14 protein-coding genes are annotated in these 12,498 nt (G+C 72.0%); 2 read left to right on the top strand and 12 right to left on the bottom strand.

The window, feature by feature from the left end:
• Positions 1 to 44: 44 nt before the first annotated feature.
• From O7625_RS27910 to O7625_RS27925, 4 genes are all read right to left on the bottom strand, one after another.
• Positions 45 to 2,027 carry an ABC transporter ATP-binding protein gene (locus O7625_RS27910; protein ID WP_282347114.1) on the bottom strand — a complete coding sequence of 661 codons (1,983 nt, stop codon included), beginning with the start codon at positions 2,025 to 2,027 and terminating at the stop codon, positions 45 to 47.
• An 83-nt stretch (positions 2,028 to 2,110) separates the two neighbouring features.
• A complete protein-coding gene (locus O7625_RS27915; protein ID WP_282342771.1) occupies positions 2,111 to 2,239 on the bottom strand; it encodes a hypothetical protein in 129 nt (42 codons plus the stop codon).
• 10 nt (positions 2,240 to 2,249) lie between these two features.
• Positions 2,250 to 3,017, bottom strand: coding sequence for an enoyl-CoA hydratase/isomerase family protein (locus O7625_RS27920; protein WP_282342772.1), 768 nt, complete (start codon positions 3,015 to 3,017; stop codon positions 2,250 to 2,252).
• 43 nt (positions 3,018 to 3,060) lie between these two features.
• On the bottom strand, positions 3,061 to 3,288 hold the full coding sequence (locus O7625_RS27925) for a helix-turn-helix domain-containing protein (RefSeq protein WP_007072022.1): 228 nt from the start codon (positions 3,286 to 3,288) through the stop codon (positions 3,061 to 3,063).
• 203 nt (positions 3,289 to 3,491) lie between these two features.
• Here O7625_RS27925 and O7625_RS27930 point away from each other — a divergent pair, with 203 nt between their 5' ends.
• Entirely contained in the window at positions 3,492 to 4,103 is a 612-nt protein-coding gene (locus O7625_RS27930) for a cadmium resistance transporter (protein WP_282342773.1), read from the top strand.
• Positions 4,104 to 4,218: 115 nt separating this feature from the next.
• Here O7625_RS27930 and O7625_RS27935 read toward each other — a convergent pair whose 3' ends face one another.
• Complete coding sequence (locus O7625_RS27935) at positions 4,219 to 5,823, bottom strand: ABC-F family ATP-binding cassette domain-containing protein (protein WP_067304334.1); 1,605 nt, start codon at positions 5,821 to 5,823, stop codon at positions 4,219 to 4,221.
• 243 nt (positions 5,824 to 6,066) lie between these two features.
• On the opposite strand from O7625_RS27935, the gene O7625_RS27940 reads away from it, so the two are divergent.
• On the top strand, positions 6,067 to 6,984 hold the full coding sequence (locus O7625_RS27940; protein WP_282347115.1) for a neutral zinc metallopeptidase: 918 nt from the start codon (positions 6,067 to 6,069) through the stop codon (positions 6,982 to 6,984).
• 77 nt (positions 6,985 to 7,061) lie between these two features.
• Here O7625_RS27940 and O7625_RS27945 read toward each other — a convergent pair whose 3' ends face one another.
• The 7 genes from O7625_RS27945 to sufD form a co-directional block, all read right to left on the bottom strand.
• Complete coding sequence (locus tag O7625_RS27945; protein ID WP_282342775.1) at positions 7,062 to 7,775, bottom strand: acVLRF1 family peptidyl-tRNA hydrolase; 714 nt, start codon at positions 7,773 to 7,775, stop codon at positions 7,062 to 7,064.
• A 118-nt stretch (positions 7,776 to 7,893) separates the two neighbouring features.
• Positions 7,894 to 8,367, bottom strand: coding sequence for a metal-sulfur cluster assembly factor (locus tag O7625_RS27950; protein WP_282342777.1), 474 nt, complete (start codon positions 8,365 to 8,367; stop codon positions 7,894 to 7,896).
• Positions 8,364 to 8,840 carry a Fe-S cluster assembly sulfur transfer protein SufU gene (sufU, locus tag O7625_RS27955; RefSeq protein ID WP_067304339.1) on the bottom strand — a complete coding sequence of 159 codons (477 nt, stop codon included), beginning with the start codon at positions 8,838 to 8,840 and terminating at the stop codon, positions 8,364 to 8,366. Before sufU ends, O7625_RS27950 begins: the two co-directional genes overlap by 4 nt.
• Entirely contained in the window at positions 8,840 to 10,144 is a 1,305-nt protein-coding gene (locus O7625_RS27960) for a cysteine desulfurase (RefSeq protein ID WP_067304342.1), read from the bottom strand. Before O7625_RS27960 ends, sufU begins: the two co-directional genes overlap by 1 nt.
• 26 nt (positions 10,145 to 10,170) lie before the next feature.
• Positions 10,171 to 10,944: a Fe-S cluster assembly ATPase SufC gene (sufC, locus tag O7625_RS27965; protein WP_282342780.1), complete on the bottom strand. Its 774-nt coding sequence runs from the start codon at positions 10,942 to 10,944 to the stop codon at positions 10,171 to 10,173.
• The gene (locus O7625_RS27970; protein ID WP_067304347.1) at positions 10,944 to 11,288 is read right to left on the bottom strand and encodes a non-heme iron oxygenase ferredoxin subunit; all 345 of its coding nucleotides are present in this window, start codon (positions 11,286 to 11,288) and stop codon (positions 10,944 to 10,946) included. The genes sufC and O7625_RS27970 overlap by 1 nt, the downstream gene beginning before the upstream one ends.
• Position 11,289: 1 nt before the next feature.
• A complete protein-coding gene (sufD, locus tag O7625_RS27975) occupies positions 11,290 to 12,486 on the bottom strand; it encodes a Fe-S cluster assembly protein SufD (RefSeq protein ID WP_282342782.1) in 1,197 nt (398 codons plus the stop codon).
• Positions 12,487 to 12,498: the final 12 nt, after the last annotated feature.

Here is a 12,498-nt window from a genome sequence, read left to right on the forward strand (position 1 = left end):
CCGGGGCGACGTACCGCACACCACCGGTCGACAGGCGGACGGGGCTAGTTGGCCACCGCCGGAGGCAGCGCCTCCTGGGCGACGTAGGTGCCCATCGGCACGGTGGTGACGATCGGCTCGGGCTGCTCGACCTCGGCGTGCGGGGCGGGCGAGTCGGCCACGGCGAACTGGGTCCGGTACAGCTCGGCGTAGAGCCCGCCGACCGCGACCAGCTCCTCGTGCCGGCCCCGCTCGACGATCCGCCCGTCGTCGAGCACGAGGATCTGGTCGGCGTCCCGCACGGTGGAGAGCCGGTGCGCGATCACCAGCGCGGTACGCCCGGTCAACGCCACCGACAGGGCGCGCTGCACCGCCGCCTCGCTCTCCGAGTCGAGGTGCGCGGTGGCCTCGTCGAGGATCACGATCGACGGGGCCTTGAGCAGCAGCCGGGCGATGGCGATGCGCTGCTTCTCGCCGCCGGAGAAGCGGTAGCCGCGTTCGCCGACCGTCGTCTCCAGCCCGTCGGGCAGGGACCGCACCAGGTCGGCCACCTGCGCGCCGGCCAGCGCCGTCCAGATCTCGTCGTCGGTGGCGTCCGGCCTGGCGTACCGCAGGTTCTCGGCGATCGTCTCGTGGAACAGGTGGGAGTCCTGGGTGACCACGCCGATCTCGTCGCGCAGCGACGCGAGGGTGGCGTCCCGGACGTCGACCCCGCCGACCCGCACCTCGCCGTCGGTGACGTCGTAGATCCGGGAGACCAACATGGACAGCGTGGACTTGCCCGCGCCGGACGGCCCGACCAGGGCCACCATCTGCCCCGGCTCGACGCTGAACGAGACGCCCCTGAGCACCGGCTCGTTGGCCGTCCGGTCGAGGGTGGCGACCTCCTCCAGCGAGGCCAGCGAGACCTCGGCGGCGGCCGGATAACGGAACCGGACGTCGCGGAACTCCACCCGCCCGGTGCCCCGGGGCACCGGCACCGCGTCGGGCTTCTCCTCGATGCCGGGACGCAGGTCGAGCACCTCGAAGACCCGGTCGAAGGAGACCAGCGCGCTCATCACGTCCACCCGGACGTTGGACAGCGCGGTCAGCGGACCGTAGAGGCGGGTGAGCAGCAGGGCGAGGGTGACCACGGTGCCGGCGCTGACCGCGCCGGTGACCGCCAGCCAGCCACCGAGCCCGTAGGTGAGCGCCTGGGCCAGCGAGGCGACCAGCAGCATCGCCACGAAGAAGGTGCGGGAGTACATCGCCGACTGGATGCCGATGTCGCGGACCCGCTCGGCCCGCCCGGCGAACCGGTCGGCCTCCACCTCGGGCGAGCCGAACAGCTTGACCAGCAGCGCGCCGGCCACCCCGAACCGCTCGGTCATCGTGGCGTTCATCTTGGCGTCGAGGTCGTACGACTCCCGGGTGATCTCGGCCAGCCGCTTGCCGACCCGCCGCGCCGGGATCACGAAGATCGGCAGGAGCACCAGGGAGAGCGCGGTGATCTGCCAGGAGAGGGTGAACATCACCCCGGCGGTGAGCACGAGCTGGATGACGTTGCTGACCACCCCGGACAGGGTGGAGGTGAACGCCCGCTGGGCACCCATCACGTCGTTGTTGAGCCGGCTGACCAGGGCACCGGTCTGGGTCCGGGTGAAGAACTGCAGGGGCATCCGCTGCACGTGGTCGTAGACCCGGGTGCGCAGGTCCAGGATGATCCCCTCGCCGATCCGGGCCGAGTACCACCGCTGGGCGAGGGAGAAGAGCGCGTCGGCCACGGCCAGCACCCCGATGATCAGGGCGAACCGGACGACGGTGGCGCCGGCCTCCGGGCCGCCCCCGCTGATCGCGTTGATCACGTGGCCGGCGAGCACCGGGGTGGCCACCCCGATCACGGCGGCGATCACCACGGTCACCAGGAAGACGACGATGTCCCGCCGGTACGGGTGCGCGAAGGCCATGATCCGCCGGGCGGTGCCACGCTTGAGCCGGTGCGCGGACACCTCGCCGTCCTGGCGGATCGACCGGAGCATGCTCCAGCCCGCCATGTTGCCGCCCGCCATCGGGTTGGACATCGGACACCTCCGCGTCGTGGGCGACACACCGTCGGGTTCGATTCTCCCGACGACTACGACAACCTCGACGGTCACCCGGTGCTTCCCGAGCGGGCACGCCCGGTCGCCCCGGCCCGCGAGCGGCTCTGCCCGGTCATCTCGACCCGCAACCGGCTCTGCCCGGTCATCTCGACCCGCGACCGGCTCCGCCTGGTCGCCACCGCCCGCTGGCTAGTCGCCCCGGCCCGCGAGGTCGCGCAGCCGGCGGGTCTGCGCCTCGCGCTCGGCCCGCTGCTGATCGGCGTGGGAGCGGCCGGATGCCCCGGCGAGCAGCGCCTTGATCTCCACCACTGCGTCCCTGTTCCCGGCGAGCAGGCCGGCGGTCAGGTCGCGGACCGCGTCGTCCAACTCGGCGTTCGACACCACCAGATTGGCCAGCCCGATCCGGTCGGCCTCGGCGGCGTCCATCCGCCGGCCGGTGGCGCACAGCTCCAGGGCGCGCGCGTAGCCGACCAGCTCGACCAGCCGCTTCGTACCGGCCAGGTCAGGGACCAGGCCGAGGGTCACCTCGGCCATCGAGAAGCGGGCGTCCTCGGCGAGCACCCGCAGGTCACAGGCGAGCGCGAGCTGGAAGCCCGCGCCGATGGCATGGCCCTGCACGGCCGCCACCGAGATCACGTCCGGTCGGTGCAGCCAGGTGAAACCCTGCTGGTAACCGGCGATGCGGTCGGCGCACTCCTGCTCGGGCAGGGTGGACAGCTCGGCGAACGAACCCGGCCCCTGGGCACCGGCCACCGACAGGTCGAGGCCGGCGGAGAACGACCGCCCCTCGCCGCGTACCACCACGACGCGCACGTCGCCGGGCAGGTCCCGGGAGAAGTCGCTCATCGCGCGCCACATCGCCGGGGTCTGGGCATTGAGCACGTCGGGCCGGCACAACGTCACCGTCGCGACCGGCCCGGCACAGTGCAGTCGCACCCCGGCGGTCTCGACGGTCACCGGACCGCCCCGGGTGCACTCATGGACGACGCTGGTGGGCGGGTCACGCCTTCTTGCGACGTCGGGCGCCGCCGCGCTGCCGCAGCTGCACGCCGGACTCGGTGAGCACGCGGTGGATGAACCCGTAGGATCGCCCGGTCGACGCGGCGAGCGCCCGGATGCTCTCCCCACCGGTGTACCGCTTTACCAGGTCCTTGGCGAGCGTCTGACGCTCGGCTCCGACGATCCGGCGACCTTTCTCAGTGCTGGTGGCTGTGCCAGTGGCTGCCATGCTGATTCCTCACGTCCCAGACTGTGCGCTTCGGATACGGTCATACCTATTAGACCGCCTCGAACGATCATGCGCCAGATATCAACTCTTCGCCAACCGACACGCTATGTATTGTCGCCAACCCGATAGAGTGACCCTCCGGACGGTGATCGACCCACCCCGCCGTGCGAAGGCCCGGGTGGACGGCCCGTAGCCTGCCCGTCGTGACCGACCTGTGGGCCACCGCGAGCGCCGCGACGGCCGTCTTCGCCGCCACCAACCTCGACGACATCGTGGTGCTGACCGTGCTCTTCGTAGCCGCCCGGGGCACCGGACGACCCCGCCGGTGGCAGATCGTGACCGGGCAGTACCTGGGCATCACCGCCCTGGTCGCGGCGGCCGTGGTGGTCGCCGCCGGTCTGCTGGTGCTCCCCGAGCCCTGGACCGGCCTGCTCGGGCTGCTGCCGATCGCGCTCGGCGTGCGGGCACTGCGCAGCCGGCCCCGCACCGACGACGACACCCCGCCGCCGGCGGTGGTCGGCGGCCTGCTCGGGGTCGCCGGGGTGACCATCGCCAACGGCGCCGACAACATCGCCGTCTACGTCCCGGTGTTCCGCGCCCTCGACCCGGGCGACGGGGTGGTCTACCTGGTGGTCTTCACCGCCCTGGTCGGCGTCTGGTGCGGGGTCGCCGCCCTGCTCGGCGGGCACCGGCGGGTGGTCGACCTGGTCGGGCGGATCGGCCACTGGCTGGTCCCGGCGATCTTCGTCGCCATCGGCCTGGTGATCCTGGTCGGCTCGGGCGTCCCCGGCCGGCTGGTCGACCTCGCCGGCTGACCGTGCCCGGCCCGACCGGCCCTGGTCAGGCCGGTCAGGCTGGCTCGACCAGGCCGGTCAGGCTGGCCGACCGGCGCAGATCAGGCCAGCCCGAGGCCGGCAAGGCCGGTGCCGGTCAGGCCAGCTCCACCAGTTCGAGAAGGTCGTCGCTCCAGGCGTCCTCGTCACCGTCGGGGAGCAGGATGGCCCGGTCGGGCTTGAGCGCGAGCACCGCGCCCGGGTCGTGGGTGACCAGCACGATCGCGCCGGGGTAGTTGGCGATGGCGTCGAGCACCTGCTCCCGGCTGACCGGGTCGAGGTTGTTCGTCGGCTCGTCCAGCAGCAGTACGTTGGCGCCGGAGCAGACCAGGGTGGACAGCGCGAGGCGGGTCTTCTCGCCACCGGAGAGCACCCCGGCGGGCTTGTTGACGTCCTCGCCGGAGAAGAGGAACGCACCGAGGATCTTGCGAAGGTCGGTGTCGGACTGCTCGATCGCCGCCGCCCGCATGTTCTCCAGCACCGTCCGCTCCACGTCCAGCGTCTCGTGCTCCTGGGCGTAGTAGCCCAGCCGCAGGCCGTGCCCGGCGTGCACCTCGCCGGTGTCCGGAGGGAGCAGCCCACCGAGCATCCGCAGCAGGGTGGTCTTGCCGGCACCGTTGAGCCCGAGGATGGCCACCCGGGAGCCGCGGTCGACCGCGACGTTCACGTCGGTGAAGATCTCCAGCGAGCCGTACGACTTGGACAGGCCGGTCGCGGTGAGCGGGGTCTTGCCGCACGGCGCGGGGTTGGGGAAGCGGACCTTCGCCACTTTGTCGGAGACGCGTACCTCCTCCAGCCCCGCGATCAGCTTCTCGGCCCGCCGGGCCATGTTCTGCGCCGCGACGGTCTTGGTGGCCTTGGCCCGCATCTTGTCGGCCTGCGCCATCAACGCGCCGGCCTTCTTCTCGGCGTTGGCCCGCTCCCGGCGACGCCGCCGCTCGTCGGTCTCCCGCGCCTCCTGGTACGCCTTCCAGCCCAGGTTGTAGACGTCGACCACGGAACGGGTCGCGTCCAGGAACCAGACCTTGTTGACCACGGACTCCAGCAGCGAACCGTCGTGGGAGATCACGATCAGCCCGCCCTTGTGGTTGGCGAGGAAGCCACGCAGCCAGGTGATGGAGTCGGCGTCGAGGTGGTTGGTGGGCTCGTCGAGCAGCAGGATGCCGCCGCCGTTCTCACCGGCGTCGCGGAACAGGATCCGGGCCAGTTCGATACGGCGGCGCTGACCGCCGGAGAGGGTGCCGATGGTCTGGGCGAGCGCCCGGTCGGGCAGCCCCAGGTTGGCGCAGATCCGGGCGGCCTCGGCCTCGGCGGCGTACCCGCCCAGCGAGGCGAACTGGTCCTCCAGCGCGCCGTAGCGGCGGACGAGCTTGTCGTCGACGCCGTCGGCGAGCCGCTGCTCGATCTCCTTCATCTGGGCCATCAGCACGTCCAGCCCTCGGGCGGAGAGCACCCGGTCCCGCCCGGTTACCTCCAGGTCGCCGGTACGGGGGTCCTGGGGCAGGTAGCCGATGGCGCTGCGCCGGTCGATCTCCCCGCTGTAGGGCTGTCCCTCGCCGGCCAGCACCTTGAGGGTGGTGGTCTTGCCCGCGCCGTTGCGGCCGACCAATCCGATCCGGTCACCCGGCTGCACCCGCAGGGTGGTGTCGGACAGTAGGATCCGGGAACCAGCGCGCAGTTCCAGGCCGGTGACACTGATCATTTCCGGTACTCGCTCTCGGGGTCTGAAGGGCTGACTCAGGGCACGCGAAAGCGCCGGCGGGTCCATGGTTCCCGTCGGCGCGGGGCGATTCAGCCTTCGCAGCGCAGCACCCGACTAGTGTACCGGGCGGCCCGGCGCGCACCGCCCGGATTACCGGGCAAGATCATCGGGTACCGGAAACGCCGTCCGGACCCGTCCGGTACCGCAACCCTCAGACGTGACGAAACGGTGATCGGGGTCAACATGGAGCTGAACGAGAACGCGCGGATCGACACCGGCCAGGTGGACGACCGGCGGGGGTCCGGTGGAGGTGGCGGGGCGGGTATCCCGATCCCCCTGCCGGGCGGCGGTGGGCGCGGCGGCATCGTCGGGCTCATCATCGCCGTGCTGGTGGCCCTGGTGGGTGGCGGGTTCGGGCTGAACGCCATGAACGGTGGCGGTGCCGAGTCGGGCGACAACACGGCGCTGGAGCAGAAGTGCGAGGCCGACGACGCGTTGAAGCAGCTGGACTGCCGCAACACCCTCTACGTCAACTCGATCCAGGCGTACTGGCGTACCGCGCTGCCGGAGCGGTTCGGCCAGCAGTACCAGCCGTCCAAGACGGTCTTCTTCAGCCAGGGCGTCAACACCGGCTGCGGCCAGGCCGACTCCGGCGTCGGGCCGTTCTACTGCCCGGCCGACGACCTGGTCTACATCGACCTGACCTTCTACCAGACCCTCGCCGACCAGCTCGGCGCGGAGGGCGAGTTCGCCCAGCCGTACGTGCTCGCCCACGAGTACGGCCACCACGTGCAGGACCTGCTCGGCACCGAGGCGCAGATGCGCCGCCAGCAGCAGCGCGACCCGGGCAGCGCGAACGCCCTCTCGGTCAAGCTGGAGCTCCAGGCCGACTGCTACGCCGGCGCCTGGGCCAAGAACGCCACCGGCACCGCCGACGAGCAGGGACAGAAGATCTTCAAGAGCATCACCGAGCAGGACATCGCGCAGGCGATCGACACCGCCGAGAAGATCGGCGACGACGCGATCTCCAAGCGGGCCGACCGGCCGGTGAACCCGGAGGAGTTCACGCACGGCTCCTCCGAGCAGCGCAAGCAGTGGTTCACCAAGGGCTACACCACCGGCGACCCGAAGGCCTGCGACACCTTCAGCGGCAGCCTCTGACCGGCACCGCGCCGGCAGCATCGCGGCGGTCGGCCGGGCTCACGCCCGCCGGCCGCCGCTGTCGCTCCCGGCCGGGCTCAGGCCGGGTCGCGGAGCAGGACGTGGACCGCACGGGCGGCGCTGACCGCACCGACCAGCACCGCGTGCCGGGGCTCGGGCACGTCGAGCAGCCGCGCGACCCGCCGGGCGGCGAGCGGGGCCAGCCGCCGGTCGGCCAGCACCGTGTCGACGGCCCGCCGGTCGCCACCGCAGACCAGCGCCGCCAACGTCGCCGCCTCCGGCAGCAGCAGCCGTACGGCCAGCTCGGCCGCATCGCCCAGGGCCGCCTTCGCCTGGTTGTCCCGCCGCCGGGCGAACCGCTGCTGGGACCAGCCCCCGGCGGCGGTGCGGCCCTGCACGTACCGGGTGTCCACCTTGGAGGTCAGCAGTTTCCCGCCGAGCGCCACACCGACCGCCACCGCGCCCTTGCGGGCCAGCAACAGGCCGATCCGGCGGGGCGCGGTGGCCGCGTCGACGAACCCCGGCACGTCGTCGACCCGCCGGGACGCGCCGGTGACCTCCCCCGCCGCGTCGTGGGCCCGTGCGGGTTCCCCGGGGGCGCCGCCGTCGGCGCCCGGCGGGAGATGCAGCTCGGCGGTCGTACCGTCGGGGGCGGTGAGCAGCAGACCGTACCCCTGCGGGGAGACGACGGGCGGACCGTGCCGGTCGGCGAAACCCTCCACCCAGCGGGCGACGCGGGTCGGATCGACCTCGATCCACCGGCCGCCACCGGCCGCGGGTCGGCTGCTCATCACCCGACCGTACGGCACGACTGTCGGCCACCCGCCGCCGGACGCCGCCGACCGGCCGCGGACGCGAAACGGGCACGGCACCCGGCTCGGGGTACCGTGCCCGCGCGAGCGGCAGGGGTCAGACGTTGAAGCCGAGGGAGCGGAGCTGGTCCCGACCCTCGTCGGTGATCTTGTCGGGGCCCCACGGCGGCAGCCAGACCCAGTTGATCCGGATGTCGTCGACCAGTCCCCCACCGGGGCCGGTGGTCAACGCCTGCCGGGCCTGGTCCTCGATCACGTCGGTGAGCGGGCAGGCCGCCGAGGTCAGCGTCATGTCCAGGGTGGCGACGTTCTGGTCGTCCACGTGCACGCCGTACACCAGGCCGAGGTCGACCACGTTGATGCCCAGCTCGGGGTCGACGACGTCCTTCATCGCCTCCTCGATGTCGGCGAGGGCCGCCCGACCACCGGCCGACCCGGCGGCCCCCGTCGTGCCGGCGGCCTCCGTCGTGCCGGCCGACCCCTCGGCGACCGGCGGCGTCACCGCGCCGGGCGGCGTGGTGCTGGCGTCGCCGGTCTCCGGCGTCGCCGCGGTAGCGGTGTCCTCGCTCATGCCTCAACCTCCGTCGGGCTCACGCCCACCCCCGCGCGTGCCGCGGCGTCCTTGAACGCCATCCACGGCAGCAGCGCGCACTTGACCCGGGCCGGGTAGCGGGCGACACCCGCGAACGCCACCCCGTCACCGAGTAGTTCCTCGTCCGGCGTGACCTGGCCACGGCCGGACATCAACTCCACGAACCCGGCGTGCACGGCGGCGATCTCCCCCGTGCGCCGGCCGGAGAGCCGGTCGTACAGCACACTCGCCGACGCCTGACTGATCGAACAGCCCGCGCCGTCGTACGAGATGTCCACCACGACGTCGCCGACGGCGGCCACCCGCACGGTCACCTCGTCACCACAGGTCGGGTTGACGTGGTGTGCCTCCGCCACCTGGGCGGCGGGATCGTCGGCGTCGCGCAGACCGCGCCCCTGCGGACGCTTGTAGTGGTCCAGGATGATCTCCTGGTAGAGCTGGTCCAGCTGCATCAGTCGAAGATCCTCCGCACCTGTTCGAGACCCGCCACCAGGGCGTCGATCTCCTCCGTGGTGGTGTACAGGTAGAACGACGCCCGGGTCATCGCCGGCACCCCGAACCGGGTGCAGACCGGCTTGGCGCAGTGGTGGCCCACCCGCACCTGCACCCCGAGCGAGTCGAGGACCTGCCCGACGTCGTGCGGGTGCACGTCGCCGAGCGCGAACGAGATGGTGCCGCCCCGGCCGACCGGCACCGTCGGGCCGAAGATCCGCAGCCCCGGCACGGTGGTGAGAGCGTCCAGCGCGTACGCGGTCAGCTCCTTCTCGTGCCACTGGATCGCCCGCATCCCGACGCCGGTGAGGTAGTCGACCGCCGCGCCGAGCGCGACGGCCTCGGCGATCGGCGGGGTGCCCGCCTCGAACCGGGCCGGCGGCGCGGCGAACGTGGACCGGGCCATCGACACCGTCTCGATCATCGAGCCGCCGCCCATCACCGGGGGCATCGCGGCGAGCAGCTCGCCCCGCCCCCAGAGCACGCCGATGCCGGTCGGCCCGCACATCTTGTGCCCGGTGAAGACGATGAAGTCGGCGTCCAGGTCGACCACGTCCACCGGCAGGTGCGGCACCGACTGCGAGCAGTCGAGCAGCAGCAGCGCCCCCACCTGCCGGACCCGCCGGGTGATCCGGGAGGTGGCGTTGACCGTGCCGAGGATGTTCGAGGTGTGCACCAGCGAGACGATCTTCGTCCGCTCGGTGACCAGCTCGTCCAGCCCCGACTCGTCCAGCCGGCCGGTGTCGGTGACCGGGAACCAGCGCAGGGTCGCGCCGGTCCGCTCGGCCAGCAGCTGCCACGGGACGATGTTCGAGTGGTGCTCCATCTCGGAGATCACGATCTCGTCGCCGGGGCCGAGCCGGAACCGCTCGTCGGCGTCGGCACGCAGCGAGGCGTTGGAGAAGGCGTACGCCACGATGTTGATCGCCTCGGTGGAGTTCTTGGTGAACACCACCTCGTCGACGCTCGGCGCGTTGACGAACGCGGCGACCTTCGCCCGCGCCCCCTCGTACGCCTCGGTCGCCTCGGTGCCCAAAGTGTGCACGGAGCGCGACACGTTGGCGTTGTGCCTCGCGTAGTGCCCGGTGAGCACGTCGAGCACCTGCCGCGGCTTGTGCGAGGTGTTGGCGCTGTCGAGATAGACCAGCCGGTGCCCGTTGACCTCCCGGTCGAGGATCGGGAAGTCGGCCCGCACCGCGGCCACGTCGAAGCGCGGCACGTCGTCGTACTGCGGCATCCCGTCCGGGATGGCGATGGTGGTCATCTCAGCAGACCCCTGTCCGTGTGAGTTCAGGCCCGCGCCGCGCCGGCCCCGGCGACGTACCGCTCGTAGCCCTCTTCCTCGAGCTTGTCGGCCAGCTCCGGGCCGCCCTGCTCGACGATCCGGCCGGCCACGAAGACGTGCACGAAGTCGGGCTTGATGTAGCGCAGGATGCGGGTGTAGTGGGTGATCAGCAGCAGGCCGGTGTCGCCGGTGTCGCGCACCCGGTTGACCCCCTCGCTGACCACCCGCAGCGCGTCCACGTCGAGCCCGGAGTCGGTCTCGTCGAGGATGGCGATCTTGGGCTTGAGCAGCTCCAGCTGCACGATCTCGTGCCGCTTCTTCTCGCCGCCGGAGAAGCCCTCGTTGACATTGCGCTGGGCGAACGCCGGGTCCATCTGGAGCTTCTCCATCGCGCCGCGCAGCTCGCCGCCCCAGGTGCGCAGCTTCGGGGCCGCGCCGTCGATGGCGGTCTTGGCGGTGCGCAGGAAGTTCGCCACCGAGACGCCGGGCACCTCGACCGGGTACTGCATGGCCAGGAAGAGGCCGGCACGGGCCCGCTCGTCGACGGTCATCTCCAGCACGTCGACGCCGTCGAGGGTCACCGAGCCGCCGGTGATCTCGTACTTGGGGTGACCGGCAATCGAGTACGCCAGGGTCGACTTGCCGGAGCCGTTCGGCCCCATGATCGCGTGGGTCTCCCCGGACCGGACGGTCAGGTCGACACCGGACAGGATCGGCTTGAGCTCACCCTCGGGCAGCTTGACCGACACCTTCAGGTCGCGGATCTCCAGGGTGCTCATTATCGGGTCACTCCATTGCTCGGCGTCGGGCGGCCGTCGGCGCCCACGGGAAGATAGATGTCGCCGTCGCGTACCTCGACGGCGTAGACGGGGACGGGCTCGGTCGCGGGCAGCCCGCTGGGCTCACCCGTGCGCAGGTCGAACCGGGAACCGTGCAGCCAGCACTCCAGCGTGCAGCCCTCGACCTCGCCCTCGGAGAGGGCCACCGAGGCGTGCGAGCACTCGTCGTGGACGGCGTAGAACCCGCCGTCGGTGCCGTGCACCACGGCGATCTGGGTGCCGTCGACGTCGGCGCTGATCACGGTGCCCTTCGGCACGTCCTCGGTGGAGCAGATCCGGATCATGTCAGGCTCCGGCCCCGACGGCGGCGTCTCCGCCCACGGGTGCGGGGCTCGCGAACTCGCTGTTCCCGCTCGCCAGCCGGGCCTCGATCGCGTCCCCGAGCCGCTCACGCAACGCCTCGACCGGGATCTTGTTGATCACCTCGGCGAAGAAGCCCCGGACCACCAGCCGGCGGGCCTCACCCTCCGGGATGCCCCGGGCCATCAGGTAGAACAACTGCTCGTCGTCGAACCGGCCGGTCGCGCTGGCGTGCCCGGCACCGGCGATCTCGCCGGTCTCGATCTCCAGGTTGGGCACCGAGTCCGCCCGCGCGCCGTCGGAGAGCAGCAGGTTCCGGTTGATCTCGTAGGTGTCGGTGCCGGTCGCCTCGGCCCGGATCAGCACGTCACCCACCCAGACGGTGTGCGCCTGCTCGCCCTGCAACGCGCCCCGGTAGCCGACGTGGCTGCGGCAGTCCGGCACGTTGTGGTCGACGAGCTGCCGGTGCTCCAGGTGCTGGCCGCCGTCGGCGAAGTAGACGCCGTACAGCTCGGCCTCGCCGCCCCGGCCGGTGTACTCGACCGTGGTGTACTGGCGGACCAGGTCACCGCCCAGGCTGACCTGGACGTGCGACACCTTGGCGTCCCGGCCGAGCCGGACCTTCAGGTGCTGCGCCTGCACCGCGTCGGCGGCCCAGTCGGCCACCGTGACCAGGGTCAGCTTCGCCCCGTCGGCCACCGCGACCTCGACGTTGTCGGCCAGCGTCGCCGCCCCGACGTGCTCCAGCACCAGCACCACCTCGGCGAACCGCCCCACGTCGACGAACGTGTGCCCGAAGGCCAGCCCGTCGGCGTCCTCGCCGACCACCCGCAGGGTCACCGGCGCGTCGACCACCGCGTCGGCCGCGACCTCGACCAGCAGGGCCTGCCCGGCCCCGCCGTACGCCAGGGCGCTGACCCGGTCGACCGGGGTGAGCACGCTGCCCACCCGGGGATCGTCCCGGTCGATCCGCCCTACGGTGACGCCGGCCGGCAGGTCGGCGTACTCGTGGCGGACCGTGGCGGTGGCGACCGGCGCTCCCCCGGTCAGCCCGCGGAGCCGCTTGAGCGGGGTGAAGCGCCACTCCTCCTCCAGCCCCGTCAGGGCCGGGAAGTCGGCGACGTCGTACGAGCGCAGCGCCTGCGACTTGGTGCTTGGCGGCGCGGAAGCCTGGATAGTCATCTCTTCCTTGGT

The organism is Micromonospora sp. WMMD714 (genome assembly GCF_029581315.1).
Classification (GTDB): Bacteria; Actinomycetota; Actinomycetes; order Mycobacteriales; family Micromonosporaceae; genus Micromonospora; species Micromonospora rifamycinica.

Excerpts from the sequence above, each read along its gene's own strand:
- O7625_RS27945 (WP_282342775.1), bottom strand. The coding sequence starts at position 7,775 with ATGAGCAGCCGACCCGCGGCCGGTGGCGGCCGGTGGATCGAGGTCGAT.
- O7625_RS27950 (WP_282342777.1), bottom strand. The coding sequence starts at position 8,367 with ATGAGCGAGGACACCGCTACCGCGGCGACGCCGGAGACCGGCGACGCC.
- sufD (WP_282342782.1), bottom strand. The coding sequence starts at position 12,486 with ATGACTATCCAGGCTTCCGCGCCGCCAAGCACCAAGTCGCAGGCGCTG.
- O7625_RS27970 (WP_067304347.1), bottom strand. The coding sequence starts at position 11,288 with ATGATCCGGATCTGCTCCACCGAGGACGTGCCGAAGGGCACCGTGATC.
- sufC (WP_282342780.1), bottom strand. The coding sequence starts at position 10,944 with ATGAGCACCCTGGAGATCCGCGACCTGAAGGTGTCGGTCAAGCTGCCC.
- O7625_RS27940 (WP_282347115.1), top strand. The coding sequence starts at position 6,067 with ATGGAGCTGAACGAGAACGCGCGGATCGACACCGGCCAGGTGGACGAC.
- O7625_RS27935 (WP_067304334.1), bottom strand. The coding sequence starts at position 5,823 with ATGATCAGTGTCACCGGCCTGGAACTGCGCGCTGGTTCCCGGATCCTA.
- O7625_RS27960 (WP_067304342.1), bottom strand. The coding sequence starts at position 10,144 with ATGACCACCATCGCCATCCCGGACGGGATGCCGCAGTACGACGACGTG.
- O7625_RS27925 (WP_007072022.1), bottom strand. The coding sequence starts at position 3,288 with ATGGCAGCCACTGGCACAGCCACCAGCACTGAGAAAGGTCGCCGGATC.
- O7625_RS27910 (WP_282347114.1), bottom strand. The coding sequence starts at position 2,027 with ATGGCGGGCGGCAACATGGCGGGCTGGAGCATGCTCCGGTCGATCCGC.
- sufU (WP_067304339.1), bottom strand. The coding sequence starts at position 8,840 with ATGCAGCTGGACCAGCTCTACCAGGAGATCATCCTGGACCACTACAAG.